The organism is Streptomyces sp. NPDC002676, assembly GCF_053592455.1.
Window position 1 is genome coordinate 230,279 of sequence record NZ_JBSFVT010000005.1, and the last position, 14,158, is coordinate 244,436.

The following is a 14,158-nucleotide window of genomic DNA, read 5'->3' on the forward strand; positions in this document are numbered from 1 at the left end:
CCCCTCGGGTAACGGCCAGGGGGGCGTTGCGAGCTACCACGAGCGGCCCGCAACGCCTCCCTATCCAATGTTTCTACGGCTGTGAGCCGCTGTGGCGTCCTACGGCTACTTGTCGGCCGTGAGCTTTCCGGCGGCACCCCAGCTGTCCGCCGGGACCTCGTGGATCCACACCTGCACGGTCTCCGCCGGAATCCTGTAGGCGTCGACGAAGGCGTCGGTGACGCGCTTGACGAGGTCCCGCTTGAGTTCGACGTCGCGCGGGCCCTGCTGGATGGTGACGATCGGCATGGCTGACTCCCTTGTGCGGGGCGGCGGTTGCCGCCCGTGTTCGCGTTGCACCCAGTCCATCGCCTGCCGGTCCGCCGACCAAGAAGCAGCCCGCGACCGCTGCAATCAGCTTTCGTGATCGCCGCAGGCCAGCGAGGCCTGCAGCAGGTGCTCCAGGTGCGGGCCAGGCTCGGCGGCGCGGACGGCGAGGCCCGTGGGCAGGGCCAGGCCGGGGGCACGGAAGGGGACGTAGGCCACCCGTGGGGTGTGCAGCACGCGCGCGTGAGAGGCGTAGACGACCGTCCACAGCGGGCGAGAGCCGATGGTGGCGAGGGTGTCCTGGAGGGAGCCGCCGACCGGTCCGGGCAGCGGTTCGAACCCGGCCGCGTGACAGGCCCCGACGACCAGATCCACCAGGGCGGGGTTGTTCCGGCGCGGGGTCAGGGCCAGGGGCAGGCCGGCGAGGTCGGCGAGGTCGAGCTCCGCGCGGGCCGCGAGGGGGTGCACGGCCGGCAGGGCGGCAACCAGCGGATCGGGCCACAGGGGCAGCACCCGCACGCCGGGCGGAGGTTCGGCAGCCCGGACGAAGGCCGCGTCCAGCCGGCCGGCCGCGACCCGGGTCAGCCGTTCGCCCACCGGCAGGGAGAAGAGCTCCACCGGCACGTCCGGCGCCCGCTCGGCGAACGCGGCGAGCACCCGGTCCAGGTGGGTGCCGAGTCCCGTGCTGGTGCCGACGCGCAGCCCGGCGGGCGCCGCCACACAGGCCCGTGCCTTCTCCGCCGCCGCGAGCACGGCCCGCGCCTCGGGCAGCAGCCGCTCCCCCGCCCCGGTCAGCCGCACCCGGCGCGGCGAGCGGTCGAACAGGACGGCACCCAGCTCCCGCTCCAGCCGCTGTATCTGCTGGCTGACCGCCGACTGCACGATGTGCAGCCGGTCGGCCGCCCGCCCGAAGTGCAACTCCTCGGCGACGGCGACGAAATAGGTGAGCTGCCGCAGTTCCATGGCCCTGACTGTAAAGCGTGCGGGAGGGCGGCCGGGTTCACCTCTCAGCGACTCATCTCTCGGCGGCTCATCTCTCGGCGGCTCATCTCTCGGCGGCTCATCTCTCGGCGACCGTGCCGAAGCGGATGTCCCACGCCTCCCCCGGGTGCAGCACGGACAGCATCCGCGCCGCTTCCGCGGTGACCTCCTCGCGCCGGCCCCGGGTGAGCTTGCCGAAGGGCTCGATGACGAGGGTGGCGCCGTCCGGCTTCCACAGGCCGGCGAGGAAACCGTCGACCAGGAAGGTGCGATAGGCCTGGTTGACCTGCCAGTTGCGGCCCCAGTAGGCGGGCGGTACGACGCGGGTGCGGTCGGCGTGGGAGAGGAGGAGGTTGTCGTACTCGGGCAGAAAGCGGGGCGGGGCCGGGGTGTCCGGGTCGGGGCGCGGGGCGTCGGGCAGGTCGAAGAGTTCGACGCCCTGGGGGTCGCGGAAGGTGAGCAACTGGGGGCGCAGGCGCTCGAAGGTGTCCTTGAGCCGGGTGAGTCCGGCCCAGGTCTGCATGTCCTTGACGGAGGCCGGGCCGAAGGCGGCGAGGTAGCGCAGGACCACCGCGTCCGGCGCCGGGGCCTGATCGGCGGGCCGGCCCAGCCAGTGCTCGGCGGTGGTGAGGGCGACCTGGCCGCTCTGGCCCCACAGGCCGCGCGGGGTGACCTGGACCAGGGGCAGCATGCAACGGGCGGCGGTGCCGAGCGCCTGCGGGTCGGCGTCCGGCCACTCGGCGGCGAGCACCGCGCGCAGCTGGGCCGGGGTCCGCGGCTCGGCCTCGACCAGCTCCCGGGCGAGCGCGGCGAGCCGCCCGAGGTCGACACCGGTCAGCCCCTTGCGGAAAGCGGCCAGTTCGCGCTCCCGGGCGGGCTGCACGAACGGGCGCAGGGTGAGGCAGTCGTCGGCGGTGTGGGTGTGGATGGTGGAGCGCAGGGTGACGATCCGGACGGCCTCGCGAGCGGCCAGGGGCGCGGACAGGTCCTCGGGGGTGAAGCCGTCGAGGCGGGCGGCGAGGGCGTGGTACGGCGGCTTGACGTTCTGCGCCTGGAGGCCGAGCAGGTGCCGTAGGGCGTCCAGGGCGGTCAGCGGGGAGCGGCGCAGCAGGAGCTGGCGGGCGAGGGTGGCGCGGTTGAGGGCGCGGGTGTCCAGCACGGGCGCCTTGGATGCGCTGCTCTTCGTCATGCCCGCACGCTAATCCGGCTTGCGGACACCTGCTGTCCGCAACTCTCACCGAACGCCGCACGGCTTGAGAACGCCCTGGCACGCCGGCCGCCGTTATCCTGCTCCTACCCGCTGCGTGATCACGCCGTACGCAGGCTCGTACGCAGGCCCGACGGAGAGGCAGCCGATGGCCGAGCGACTCAACGGCAGTAACGGCGGCCGGTCCGAGGACAAGAACGGCGGCCGGTCCAACGGCAGGAACGGCGGCCGGAAGTCCGTCTGGCGCCGTGCCCCCGCCCCGCCGCAGCCGCCCGCCGACGAGAACCCCGCCACCGAGCCCCGTCCGGCGCAGCCGGCCGAGCCGGTGAGCGTCGTCCAGGCCGCGCTCTACCGCGACGGCGTCCGTGTCGCCGCCCCCGCCACGCTCGCCGAGACCTACCGCGAGCTGCGCGAACATCCCGCGGGCATGGCGTGGATCGGCCTCGCCCGCCCCACCGCGGACGAACTCCTGTCCCTGGCAGCCGAGTTCGATCTGCATCCGCTCGCGGTCGAGGACGCGATGGAGGCGCACCAGCGGCCCAAGCTGGAGCGGTACGGCGACACACTGTTCGTCGTGCTGCGCGCCGCCCGCTACCTGGACGCACCGGAGGAGGTCGAGTTCGGCGAACTGCACGTGTTCGTCGGCCCCGACTTCGTCATCACGGTCCGGCACGGCGCGGCCCCCGACCTGACCGCGGTCCGCCGGCGCATGGAGGACTCCACCGAACTGCTCAAACTCGGCCCGGAGGCCGTCCTGTACGCCATCCTCGACGCGGTCGTCGACGGCTACGCACCCGTCGTCACCGGAGTCCAGAACGACATCGACGAGATCGAGACGGAGGTGTTCCGCGGCGACCCCGAGGTCTCCCGCCGGATCTACGAACTCTCCCGCGAAATGGTCGAGTTCCAGCGCGCCACCCGCCCGCTCGTGGGCATGCTGCACGGCCTGATGGCCGGCTTCGCCAAGTACGAGACCGACGAGGAACTCCAGCGCTACCTCCGCGACGTCGCCGACCACGTCACCCACATCAGCGAACGCGTCGACGGCTTCCGCCAGGCCCTCACCGAGATCCTCACCGTCAACGCCACCCTGGTCACCCAGCAGCAGAACGCGGAGATGCGCGCACTGGCGGAGGCGGGCTTCGAACAGAACGAGGAGGTCAAGAAGATCTCGTCCTGGGCCGCGATTCTCTTTGCACCCACACTCGTTGGAACCATCTACGGCATGAATTTCGACCAGATGCCGGAGCTGCACTGGGCGGGCGGATATCCGTTCGCGATCGGCTTGATGGGGGTGGTTTGCACCAGTTTGTACGTGATTTTCAAGCGACGGGATTGGCTTTAGGGGGCTACCGACCGAGGACGTCCCTCAATTGGGCGCGCCCCGTGATGCCGAGCTTCCGGAAGATCTTGTGCAGGTGGAAGCCGATGGTGCGAGGGGACAGATAGAGCCGGGCGCCGATGTCCCGGTTCGTCAGTCCCTCCGCGGCCAGTTGGGCGATCTGCAGCTCCTGCGGCGTCAGCTCGGCCACGGCCTCCGGGGCGGTGGAGTCAGCCACGGTCACGCCCGCCGCGCGGAGTTCGGCGGTGGCGCGCTCGCGCCATGGACGGGCGTCGAGCCGCTCGAAGACCTCCAGGGAGGCGGCGAGCAGGGGGCGTGCCTCCGCGGCGCGTCGGCGGCGGCGCAGCCACTCGGCGAAGTCCAGTTGGGCGAGGGCGCGTTCGAAGGGCCAGCGCGCGCCTGCGCGGTCGGCGAGCGCCGCAAGGAAGTGCGGCTCGGCGTCGTCGGGCCGGCTCAGCAAGGCTGTGGCCCGGTGCACGATCGCGTCCAGGCGGCTGGAGCGGGGCGAGCCGAGGATGTCCTCGACGGCGCGGAGTACGTCGCGGGCGTCGTCCGCCCGGCCGACGCGCACGGCCGCCGCGGCGAGGTCGGCGAGGTGGTAGGGCGATGCGTGGTGGTGCACGGGCATGGGGGGAGAGTCCTGCGTGAAGACGCGGCGGAGGTGCTCGTACGCGGTCCTGTGGTCGCCCTCCGCGAGCGCTGCCATGCCGAGCGCGCGGCAGTGACGGACGTACAAGCTGCGGGACTTGTGCAGATCGATGCCGCGGACAGCCTCGGTGGCCCGCTCCCGCGCGCCGGAGTGGTCGCCGCGGACGGCGCTCAACGTGGCCTGGATGAGCGGTGCCCCCACGGTGATGTAGTCCGCCCCCGCTTCCGCGGCCAGGCCGTATGCCTCCTCGGCCGTGGACCCGGCCGCCGTCCATGCTCCGCTGTCGAACAGGGCGAGGGCGAGGACGTGGGTGAGCGTGCAGTTGGTGCCCGCTGTGGCGGCCGGGCGGTAGTGGTCCATGGCCCGGCCGAGGAGTCGCACGGACAGGTCGGTCTCGTCGAAGATCCAGGCGGCGGCGCCGAGCATGGTGAGGTCGCCGAGTGTGGTGACGTCCGGGACCAGGCCTTCCGACAGAGAGCCAGCCACGTCGCGCAGGCGCTGCAGTGCCTTCTCCCGGTCCGTGAAGGGGCGGGAGACCGCCTCCGCCCACACCCTGTCGCTCCGGTCCGGTTGCGGGGCGATCAGGTCGCCGATCCGCTGGAGTTCGGCGCGATGGAAGGGGTCACCGGAGTTGTACGCCGGAGTCGCCGCCGTTCCCAGCGCGTCCAGCGCCAGGACGGGCGCCACGGTGGCCATGGATTCGGCCACGGGCAGCAGGAATCCGAGGGCCTCGTCATGGCGGAGGGTGACGAACAGCGACCAACCGGCACACAGGGAGGCCTCGGCCAGCAGTTCGGGGTCGTCCGTCAGGGCGCCTACCCGGCCCGCGATCTCGCCGACCCAGTGGGGGTATCCGGCGAACATGGCGGATTCGGCAGCGGCGAGCAGGCGTCTGGCGCGGCACTCCGCGTCAGGGGTGAGTTCGGCCGCACGTTCCAGCGCGGTGGCCGCGGCCGCGTAGCCACCGCGGCGGCGCGAGCGCTCGGCACTCTGCGCCAGGGCGGCGGCGACCTCCTCGTCCGGGCCGAACGCGGCCGCCGCGAGGTGCCAGACCCGACGGTCGGGGTCGTGTGCGAGCGCGGCGGCGAATACCAGATGGGCCTCACGGCGGTCGGCGAAGGAGGCGGCCTGGTAGACGGCGACGCGGATCAGCGGATGGCGCAGCCGGACGTCGCCGTTCTCGACCCGTACGAGCCCTACCTCCTCGGCAGGTCGCCAGACCTCGGGATCGTCCAGGCCCGGGACGGCGTGCAGGACATCGGAGAGCCGGTCCGTGCCGGCGGCTGCCGCCAGGAGCAGCGCGTGCCGGGTCTCTTGCGGAAGGTCGGGCAGGTCGGCTGCGAACAGGCGCTCCAGCCGGGCGGTGAGGGGAAGGGAGTCGATCGCGCCGGGCCTCTGGAGGTCCGGCCCCTTGGCCAACGCCCGCGCGAGTTCGATGAGGGCGAGCGGGTTCCCGGCGGCCTGTTCGATGATCTGGGCCCGGGCCCTGCCTCGTGGCGGATGCGGTTGCTCGTCGAGCAGGAGGCCCGCCGCAGCCCGGTCGAGGGACCCGATCTGCAGATGGGGGAAGTCGCGGTCGAACCGCGCCGGCACCGACTCCTCCCGTGCCGCGAGCAGCAGGGCCATCCGTTCGCCTTCGAGACGCCTGGCGACGAACGCCAGCACGTCCAGGGAGCCGACGTCCAGCCATTGGGCGTCGTCGACGACGATGAGCAGGGGGCGTTCCGCCGCCGCCTCCGAAAGGAGGGTGAATATGCCGGACCGGATCACGAGCGGCTCCGGGACCTGCTGCCCGTCACCGTAATCCATGCCCAACGCGTGTCGCACACAGTCGCGTTGACGCGCGGGCAGCCGCTCGATGCCGCGGAGAACGGGGCGCAGCAGTTGGTGCACTCCCGCGAAGTCAAGAACCAGCTCGCCCTCGCAGCCGCGTACCCGGAGCACACGCCGACCGCGCGCCGCGGCCTCGTCGGCGGCGTGGTCCAGCAGGGTGCTCTTGCCCGCACCAGGCTGACCGGTCAGCACGAGCACCTTCGAGCCGGGGCCGTCCGTGGCGTCGAGGAGCCTGCCGATCCGCTCCAGTTCGCGAGCGCGGCCCCGGATGTCCCTCGTGCGTGCCTCCACGGCGCCGGCGTCCATGCTCTCCCTCGTCCGCCTCACGGCCGCCCTGGACCGCCCTGTGGGGCGGGGTCGGTCGTGAAGCACCTGTTCACAGCGTTGACGCCATCCTGCCAGGGCTCTTGCGGGGATGACTGGTCACATGACAGAAGCGGTCCGTCCGCATGCCTGACAGGCTCCCCGCATGGGCGGGAACAAGGCGCCTCTCACGGGGAGTCGGAGTGCGATGACGGGGTTGGAAGCGGGACGCGCGGCGGTCCCGATCGGCCGCGAGGAGGAGATCGACCGGATTCTGCGGTGCCTTGACGTACGTTCCGGTCCGCAGAGTCTGCTCATGCTCGGGGAGACCGGCACCGGTAGGTCCCTGTTGCTGCGGTACGCCGAGGAGACAGCCGCCGCGCGCGGGGCCCGGGTCCTGTCGGCGCGGGGCTGGGGCGGGGAGGAACCGGCAACGTTCGCCTCGCTGCACCGGCTGCTTCTGCCGGTACTGGACGTGCCGGACATGCTTTTGGAGGACCGGTGGCCCGTACTGCGTACCGCCTTCGAGCCGGGTGCGGGAGCCGGGCCCCAGGATCGACGTGCGCTGTGTGCCGTCACCCTGGCGGTGCTCACCCGTCTCGCCCGGACGAGCCCGGTGCTCGTGGCGGTGGACGACGCCCAGGACTGCGACGACGCTTCCCTGGACGTTCTGTTCTCCGTACGACGGCAGCTCACGAACCAGGCGGTGACCATGCTGTTCACCGCACGCGGCGAGGCTCCCCCGTCCGCAGTCCCGGTCGACCTTCCCGTCCTGCGGCTCGGTCCGTTGTCCCCCGGGGCGGCGGCCCGGCTCCTGGACGCGCAGCCCGACGCCCCTCGGGGGCGGCTCCGGCTGGACCTGCTCCGGCAGGCGGAGGGCAATCCACTGGCGGTCGTCGAGCTGAGCCGGGCGTCACACGCCGGTGCCGGGCCGGCCTCGGGCCCGCAGGCGTTCGCCTCGCGGCTGGACGTTCTCCCGTCGGGTGACTGATGGTACCGGGGGCAAGCGGTCCGAGACTGGACGCAGGAGACATTCGCATCCGGTCGGAGTGTTCGTGAGCCTCGTGTGAAGCACCGTCGTCGTGTCCGGTCGCCGTAGCAACGTCCTCGTCGCACCGCTGCCGCCACACAGCCCGTCCCTCCGCCGCCGGTCCGCGGCGTCCCCGAGTCCGCGGGAACCGGCTTCGCACCGGTCGCCGGCGCACGTTCCTCTGTTTCCGACGCTCTCCAGGGAGCGTCCGCACGACCATGACGAGGAGTCACGATGTCCGTCGTACTCTCCACGCTGTCACTCTCGCCGTCCGAGCGGGCGGACTACTGGCACAGTGTGGTCTCCGACACCTTCATTCCGCTGGGCGTCATGCTGCACGAACGCGAGCCCTCGGTGGGGACGATCACCACCGATGCGCTCGGTTCCCTCCAGATCTCGGTGGTCGAGGCCGGCCCGCAGACGGTGTCGCGCCACGGCGCCTTGATCTCCCGGGGCGGAGGAGAGTACCTGACCGTCACTCTCCAGCACCGGGGAACCGCGCGGCTCACCCAGGACGGGCGCGAGGCCCTCGTCCGGCCCGGCACCTTCACCTGCTCCGACGCCGGCCGGACCTACCGGAGGGAGCAGCCGGACCACTTCCGGTTCACGGCGATCCGGGTGCCGAAGGAGATGCTGGGCGTGTCCGACACGGACCTGCGGGCGATCACCGGGACCGTGTTCGACAGCCGCTGCGGCACGTCCGGAGTGGTTGCCGGATATCTGGAACATCTGGCGGAGCGGGCGGCCGGGCTCGATCCGTACACGGGCCGCCAACTCGCGATGACCGCCGCAGATCTGCTGACGGTGCTGATACGCGAACGGCAGGGGCGGCTGAACCCCCATGCGTCGGAGGTGGCCCGCGGCACGCTGGTGCGCGTCAAGGAGTACATCCTGCGACACCTGGCCGACCCGGCTCTCTCTCCGGAGAGGATCGCGTGCGCGCACCACATGTCCGTCCGGTATCTGCACAAACTCTTCCAGTCGGACGGGACCACGGTGAGCCGTTGGATCCACCGCGAGCGCCTGGAAAGGTGCCGACGGGAGCTGTCCCGACCGTCGCGGACGGCACCTGCTGTGTCGGCGGTGGCCCAGCGCTGGGGATTCGTGAACCCGTCCCACTTCAGTCGCGTCTTTCGCGCCGCGTACGGGATGTCACCCCGGGAATGGCAGTCGAGCACGCGCCACGCGTGAGCCGGGGCGGCTCCGGCCGCCCCCTACGGACGTGCCGACCCCCCCTCAAGAGGTGGGATCGGCACGGAACCCGGCCGGTGCGTGGGTCAGTGAGCGGTGGACCGGACCGCGTCCTGGATCAGCTCGGCCACGGCCTTGGGCTGGGCCAGCATGACCAGGTGCGAGGAGTCGACCTCGACAGTGGTCATGCCTGCACGCTCGTAGCCGTAGCGCTCCACATCGGGGTCGATGGTCCGGTCGCAGGAGGCGACCAGGCCCCACAAGGGCTTGCTCTTCCACGCCGCGACCGGGGCCTTCTCGGCGAAGGCCCGTGCGGCCAAGGGGCGCTGGGAGACGGCGAGCACCGCGGCGAGTTCGGGAGCGACGTCCGCAGCGAAGAGAGCGGGGAACCTGCCGACCGCCGCCGAGACGTCGGTGCCGGTCTCGGTGGAGCCGGCCACGGGGAACGGCGAGTGGACGAGGGCGTCGGCGAGGCCGGAGTCGGGGAAGCGTCCTTGCAGCTCGCCCAGGCTCTCGCCCTCCTCCAGCGCATATCCGGCCAGGTAGACCAGCGCCCGGACGTTGTCCTCCGTGCCGGCGAGGGTGATGACGGCGCCGTCGTAGGAGTGCCCCACCAGGATCACGGGGCCGTCGATGGCCCGTACCACCGAGGCGATGTACGCGGCGTCGTCGACGAGGCTGCGGTTGGGCACCGCCGGAGCCGTCACCTTCAGGCCTGCAGCGGTCAGTCAGGCGATGACGCGGGCGAAGCCGGAGGCGTCGGCGAAAGCGCCGTGGACCAGCACGACGGTGGGGTCGGCGGGTCGGGACATGGGTGAACTCCTCGGTGTATGGGGGTGGGGATGTGCGGGGCGGGACTCTCGTGCGTCACAGACCGAACCGTGCGCGGCGCGACTCGGGCACCAGGCCGGCGTACTCCGGGTGTTTGCCGATCCAGCCCCGGATGAAGGGGCAGTACGGCAGCACGTGGAGCCCGCGAGCCCGGGTGTCGTCGAGGGCACCCCGGGCGAGCAGCCCGCCCAGGCCCTGACCGGCGAACCGGGGGTCGATCTCGGTATGGATGAAGGCGATCTCGCCCTCCGAGAGGAAGTACTCGGCGAAGCCGGCGGTCTCGGTGCCGTCGTCACCGGCGAGGATCTCGTACCGGGACCTCTCGGGCCGGTCTCTCACCTGCGGTTCCATGGATGCTCCTGTGTGGTCGGGTGTGCGTGGGTCGGTGGGTGTTCAGAGCGTGCGGCGCACGCCCGCCTGGCGTTCGAGGTTGCGGAGCTGGACCGTGAGGTCGCCCTCGACGGCGGTGTGGGCGGGGCCGCTGCGGCCGATGGGCAGGACCTCCTCGCTGCGCATGTCCTCCAACATCAGGGCGAACGCCGCGTACATCGCGACGAGCGCCACCGCGAGGCCGAGGGCCCCGGACGTGCGCGTGAGCCATTCGGCGCCGGTAAGACCCGACAGACCGGTGGCCGCCCAGCGGGGAAGGGAGACCACGAGGACGAGCCACAGCGCACGCTTGGGCCGGGTCACGGCGGCCATCAGCGCCCCGAAGCACAGGAACGCCAGGTTGAAGACGCCCAGCACACGCAGCCCGTCGGCCGCGCCGCTGAACATGACGAGCGCGTAAGCCAGCCAGCTGCCGGCGAAGACGCCCATGAGGGTCGCCGCGATCACGTCGCGGGCGCCGAACGCCAGGACACTCACCAGGAGTTGGAGGGCGAACGCGGGAAGGACGCACAGGGCGACGGCGCCTCGGGCCTCGGCCTCGAAGAGCCCGAGCTGCATGCATCCCGTCATCACGGAGGCGATCGCCACCGTGAAGAAGCCCAGCGGCATGGGTGAGGCGATGGGGCGCAGGTTGATCCGGGTCATCGACCGGAGGTCCGGTTCGAAGCGGCGTCCCGGGCCGGCGTCCGGCCGGCTGTCGGCGCCGCTGGCGGAGGCGGAGTCAGTACTCATCGCGGGAATCTCTCGTTCAGTGCTCGAAACAGGGGTCGATGAACGGCGGAGGCATGTCGGGAGTGGAGCCACGGGCGACGCGCCAAAGGCGGTGCTGTTCGGACTCGGCGACGGCCTCGGCCACGAGCGACGCCTGGCGAGCACCGCTCTGGTAGCCGCCGAAGTGGGCCACCGGGCTCCATTGCGGACTGACCGGCGGGACTGCCTCGTCCAGTCCCTCGTACTCCGCGCTCGCGTAGACGATGCGGCCGCCGACGACGGTGAGCACGGACTCGATGGCGGGGATGACGTCCTCGGGCACGGTGAGGAAGTCGTCGGACAGAATCGCGAGGTCTCCGTACCAGCCTTCCCGCAGGCTTCCCTTGACGTCCTGCTCGCCGGTGAGCCGGGCTCCCCCACGGGTGTAGAGGTCGAGGGCGGTCTCCCGGTCGATCAGGTTCCCGGCCGGGGAGAGCACCGTGCCACCGACGGTGCGCCCGGTCACCAGCCAGTGCAGCGCGACCCACGGGTTGTACGAGGAGACGCGGGTGGCGTCGGTTCCGGCGGCCACCGTCAGGCCCCGCTCGAGCATGGCCCGGACCGGCGGAGCGTGGGCAGCGGCCTCGGCACCGTACCGGTCGAGGAAGGCGCTGCCTTGGAAGGACATGCGGTTCTGGACGGACAGGGCGCCGCCGAGGGCCGCGATCCGGTCGAGGCTGTCGGCCGAGACGGTCTCCGCGTGGTCGAAGAGCCAGCGGTTGCCACCGGGGAACAGCCCTTCCGCCGCGAGCTTCTCGAAGACGGCCAGGTCGCGGCGGATCGTCTCGTCGTACGTCGCGTGGAGCCGGAAGCCCCAGCCGCTCTCCATCAGGAGCCGGACGGCCTGCTCGAACTCGGCCTCGTACCCCGCGGCAAGCTCGGGACGGGGTTCGGAGAAGTTCTCGAAGTCGGCGGCGGCCCAGGTCAGGTTCTCGCCCGCACCGTTCAACCGGAGCCACTCGTCCCCGTCCCCGGGCTTGACCATCTCGGTCCAGCGCCTCAGGTCGGCGAGCTCCTGCCCGGCCGTCTGCGGGAACAGGTGGTAGGCGATCCGCAGGGACAGCTCCCCCGATCTGGCGAGGTCGACGACAGTGGCGTAGTTGTCGGGGAAGTTCTGGAACCCGCCGGCGGCGTCGACCGCGGAGGTCAGACCGAATCGGTTCAGCTCACGCAGGAAGTGCCGCGTCGACGTCCGCTTGTCGGCCTCGTCGAGGGCCGGAGCCTTGGCCAGGGTCGAGTACAGGATGAGAGCACCCGGCGCCGCGAGGAGGACACCGTTGGGTTCGCCGTCCCGGCCGCGTACGATCTGGCCGCCGCGTGGGTCGGGGGTCTTTCGGGTGAATCCGGCGGCCCGCACGGCGGCCCGGTTCATCAGGGCCGACTGGTACAGGTGCAGGACGAAGACCGGGGTGTCGGGCGCGGCGGCGTTCAGCTCGGCGACGGTCGGCATCCTGCGCTCGGCGAACTGTTCGGCGGTCCAGCCGCCGACGACCCGGATCCACTGCCCCTTGGGGGTGCGGCCGGCCTGCTCGCGCAGCATGGCCAGGGCGTGACGGAGGCTGCGTACCCCGTCCCAGCGCAGCTCCAGGACGTAGTTGAGGCCGCCCCTGATGACGTGCAGGTGGGAGTCGTTCAGGCCGGGGACCACCCTGCGGCCGAGGGCGTCGACGACCCTGGTCCCCGGCCCGACGAGGTGGGCGAGGTCGTGGTCGTCGCCGAGGGCCGCGACCCGGCCGCCGCGGATCGCGACGGCGCGGGCCTCGGGACGGCCGGCGTCCCCGGTGAACACCTTCGCGTTGCGGACGAGGAGGTCGGCCTGTACGTGTTCCTGCCGCGGGGCGGGCACGAGGCCCGCCACCGGCATGCTCGTCGACGGCCCGGTCATGCCAGGGCCTTGCGGAGGGTGTCGGTGGCGACGCCGATGGCGAGTTCGGCGGCCTGCGTCTCGCGCAGCGCGTTCAGCATCACGAAGTCGTGGATGGCTCCCTGGACGCGCAGGGCGGTGACGGGGACGCCGGCGGCGCGGAGTTTCGCCGCGTACGCCTCACCCTCGTCGCGCAGGACGTCGGCCTCGGCGGTGATGACCAGGGCGGGGGGCAGGCCGGTGAGCTGCTCGGTGGTGGCGCGCAGCGGCGAGGCGGTGATCTGCGCGCGCTCGGCCTCGTCGGTCGTGTACTGGTCCCAGAACCACTTCATGGCGTCGCGGCGCAGGAAGTAACCCTCAGCGAAGGCGTGGTACGAGTCGGTGTCGAAGCTCGCGTCGGTGACCGGGTAGAAGAGGACCTGGTGGGTGAGACGAACGTCGCCGCGCTGCTTGGCCATGAGGGTAAGGGCGGCGGTCATGTTGCCGCCGACGGAGTCGCCCGCGACGGCGATCCGCGTGCCGTCGAGGTCCTTGTGGTGTCCCTCGCGCGCAACCCACTGGGCGACGCTGTAGTTCTGCTCGATGGCGACCGGGTAGCGGGCCTCGGGCGAGAGGTCGTACTCGGGGAAGACGACGGCCGCCCCAGTGCCGACGGCTAGTTCGCGGACGAGCCGGTCGTGGGTGTGGGCGTTGCCGAAGACCCAGCCCGCGCCGTGGATGTAGAGGATGACAGGCAGGGGGCCGGTGGCGCCGAGCGGGCGGACGATCCGGGCGCGGACATCGCCGGTGGGACCGCCGTGAACGGTGACCCATTCCTCGGCGACGGCGGGCAGGGGGACGCCTTCACCGCTCTGGACGTCGTCCACGGCCTTGCGGCCGTCCGCCACGGGGATCTGGTACAGGAACGGAGGCTGGGCCGTGGCGTCGGCGAAGGCCTGGGCCGCGGGTTCGAGGGTTGGTGTGTTCGGCATGAGGGTTTCTCCTTCGTAGGGCGTACGGGGCCTCAACGGGTGGCGCGCGCGGCGTCGAGGATCACGTCGGTGACCACGGCCGGGCGGGAGATGGGCACGGCGTGCGTCGCGTCCACCTCGGCGATGTGGGAGCCGGCGCGCCGGGCCGTCCGCCGCTCGGCGGCCGGCGGGACGTTCTTGCGGCGGCGAACTGACGGCGGTACTCGGCCTGGACGATGACGAGTTCGGTGCCGGTGCGCCCACCGGGCAGCGGGTACGGCTGCGCGTTCACCGTGTCGCCGAGGGTGGAGCCGGGGAACCCGGCGGCCAGTTGGGCCGCACTCTCGCCCTTGTCCGGGGTGAACGCCGCGATGGAGACGAGGGCATTCACCCGGCCGGAGGCGTCCGCGAACGCCCCGTGGGCCAGGACGATGGTGGGCTTGGGATCCGGGTCCCGTGGCGGGCCCGGGTCCCGCGTGTGCGGTTCCTTGTCGGGTGGTGCAGCGGCGGGCTTGTTCAAGCGGCCGTCGT

12 protein-coding genes and 1 pseudogene are annotated in these 14,158 nt (G+C 72.0%); 3 read left to right on the plus strand and 10 right to left on the minus strand.

All coding sequences use genetic code 11. The annotated features are described in order from the left end of the window. Positions 1-105: 105 nt before the first annotated feature. The 3 genes from dmpI to ACWD3E_RS17045 form a co-directional block, all read right to left on the minus strand. Positions 106-348: a 4-oxalocrotonate tautomerase DmpI gene (gene dmpI / locus ACWD3E_RS17035; RefSeq protein ID WP_451388335.1), complete on the minus strand. Its 243-nt coding sequence runs from the start codon at positions 346-348 to the stop codon at positions 106-108. 45 nt (positions 349-393) lie between these two features. Next, the gene (locus ACWD3E_RS17040; protein ID WP_451388336.1) at positions 394-1,269 is read right to left on the minus strand and encodes a LysR substrate-binding domain-containing protein; all 876 of its coding nucleotides are present in this window, start codon (positions 1,267-1,269) and stop codon (positions 394-396) included. Between the two features lie 97 nt (positions 1,270-1,366). Further along, a complete protein-coding gene (locus tag ACWD3E_RS17045; protein ID WP_451388337.1) occupies positions 1,367-2,476 on the minus strand; it encodes a winged helix DNA-binding domain-containing protein in 1,110 nt (369 codons plus the stop codon). Positions 2,477-2,642: 166 nt separating this feature from the next. On the opposite strand from ACWD3E_RS17045, the gene ACWD3E_RS17050 reads away from it, so the two are divergent. Next, positions 2,643-3,839 (plus strand): magnesium and cobalt transport protein CorA, encoded by a 1,197-nt coding sequence (locus ACWD3E_RS17050; RefSeq protein ID WP_451388338.1) that lies wholly within the window; start codon positions 2,643-2,645, stop codon positions 3,837-3,839. A gap of 4 nt (positions 3,840-3,843) precedes the next feature. Here ACWD3E_RS17050 and ACWD3E_RS17055 read toward each other — a convergent pair whose 3' ends face one another. Continuing rightward, complete coding sequence (locus ACWD3E_RS17055) at positions 3,844-6,624, minus strand: AAA family ATPase (protein ID WP_451388339.1); 2,781 nt, start codon at positions 6,622-6,624, stop codon at positions 3,844-3,846. Between the two features lie 205 nt (positions 6,625-6,829). Between ACWD3E_RS17055 and ACWD3E_RS17060 the strand changes: the two genes are divergently transcribed. After that, the gene (locus tag ACWD3E_RS17060; protein WP_451388340.1) at positions 6,830-7,612 is read left to right on the plus strand and encodes an ATP-binding protein; all 783 of its coding nucleotides are present in this window, start codon (positions 6,830-6,832) and stop codon (positions 7,610-7,612) included. A 273-nt stretch (positions 7,613-7,885) separates the two neighbouring features. Continuing rightward, on the plus strand, positions 7,886-8,842 hold the full coding sequence (locus tag ACWD3E_RS17065) for a helix-turn-helix domain-containing protein (protein ID WP_451388341.1): 957 nt from the start codon (positions 7,886-7,888) through the stop codon (positions 8,840-8,842). Positions 8,843-8,928: 86 nt separating this feature from the next. Here the strand turns inward: ACWD3E_RS17065 and ACWD3E_RS17070 are convergent. From ACWD3E_RS17070 to ACWD3E_RS17095, 6 genes and pseudogenes are all read right to left on the minus strand, one after another. Then, a pseudogene (locus ACWD3E_RS17070) lies at positions 8,929-9,654 on the minus strand (alpha/beta fold hydrolase). Positions 9,655-9,709: 55 nt separating this feature from the next. After that, on the minus strand, positions 9,710-10,024 hold the full coding sequence (locus ACWD3E_RS17075) for a GNAT family N-acetyltransferase (protein ID WP_451388342.1): 315 nt from the start codon (positions 10,022-10,024) through the stop codon (positions 9,710-9,712). A gap of 42 nt (positions 10,025-10,066) precedes the next feature. Continuing rightward, positions 10,067-10,795 carry a GPR1/FUN34/YaaH family transporter gene (locus tag ACWD3E_RS17080; protein WP_451388343.1) on the minus strand — a complete coding sequence of 243 codons (729 nt, stop codon included), beginning with the start codon at positions 10,793-10,795 and terminating at the stop codon, positions 10,067-10,069. A gap of 16 nt (positions 10,796-10,811) precedes the next feature. Then, positions 10,812-12,698 (minus strand): amidohydrolase, encoded by a 1,887-nt coding sequence (locus ACWD3E_RS17085; protein WP_451388344.1) that lies wholly within the window; start codon positions 12,696-12,698, stop codon positions 10,812-10,814. Then, positions 12,695-13,648, minus strand: coding sequence for an alpha/beta hydrolase (locus ACWD3E_RS17090; RefSeq protein WP_451388345.1), 954 nt, complete (start codon positions 13,646-13,648; stop codon positions 12,695-12,697). The genes ACWD3E_RS17085 and ACWD3E_RS17090 overlap by 4 nt, the downstream gene beginning before the upstream one ends. Before the next feature lie 61 nt (positions 13,649-13,709). Next, positions 13,710-14,147 carry a hypothetical protein gene (locus ACWD3E_RS17095; protein WP_451388346.1) on the minus strand — a complete coding sequence of 146 codons (438 nt, stop codon included), beginning with the start codon at positions 14,145-14,147 and terminating at the stop codon, positions 13,710-13,712. Positions 14,148-14,158 lie beyond the last annotated feature (11 nt).

Coding starts and splice junctions, on each gene's coding strand:
- dmpI (WP_451388335.1), bottom strand. CDS start 348: ATGGACTGGGTGCAACGCGAACACGGGCGGCAACCGCCGCCCCGCACA.
- ACWD3E_RS17040 (WP_451388336.1), bottom strand. CDS start 1,269: ATGGAACTGCGGCAGCTCACCTATTTCGTCGCCGTCGCCGAGGAGTTG.
- ACWD3E_RS17045 (WP_451388337.1), bottom strand. CDS start 2,476: ATGACGAAGAGCAGCGCATCCAAGGCGCCCGTGCTGGACACCCGCGCC.
- ACWD3E_RS17050 (WP_451388338.1), top strand. CDS start 2,643: ATGGCCGAGCGACTCAACGGCAGTAACGGCGGCCGGTCCGAGGACAAG.
- ACWD3E_RS17055 (WP_451388339.1), bottom strand. CDS start 6,624: ATGGACGCCGGCGCCGTGGAGGCACGCACGAGGGACATCCGGGGCCGC.
- ACWD3E_RS17060 (WP_451388340.1), top strand. CDS start 6,830: ATGACGGGGTTGGAAGCGGGACGCGCGGCGGTCCCGATCGGCCGCGAG.
- ACWD3E_RS17065 (WP_451388341.1), top strand. CDS start 7,886: ATGTCCGTCGTACTCTCCACGCTGTCACTCTCGCCGTCCGAGCGGGCG.
- ACWD3E_RS17075 (WP_451388342.1), bottom strand. CDS start 10,024: ATGGAACCGCAGGTGAGAGACCGGCCCGAGAGGTCCCGGTACGAGATC.
- ACWD3E_RS17080 (WP_451388343.1), bottom strand. CDS start 10,795: ATGAGTACTGACTCCGCCTCCGCCAGCGGCGCCGACAGCCGGCCGGAC.
- ACWD3E_RS17085 (WP_451388344.1), bottom strand. CDS start 12,698: ATGACCGGGCCGTCGACGAGCATGCCGGTGGCGGGCCTCGTGCCCGCC.
- ACWD3E_RS17090 (WP_451388345.1), bottom strand. CDS start 13,648: ATGCCGAACACACCAACCCTCGAACCCGCGGCCCAGGCCTTCGCCGAC.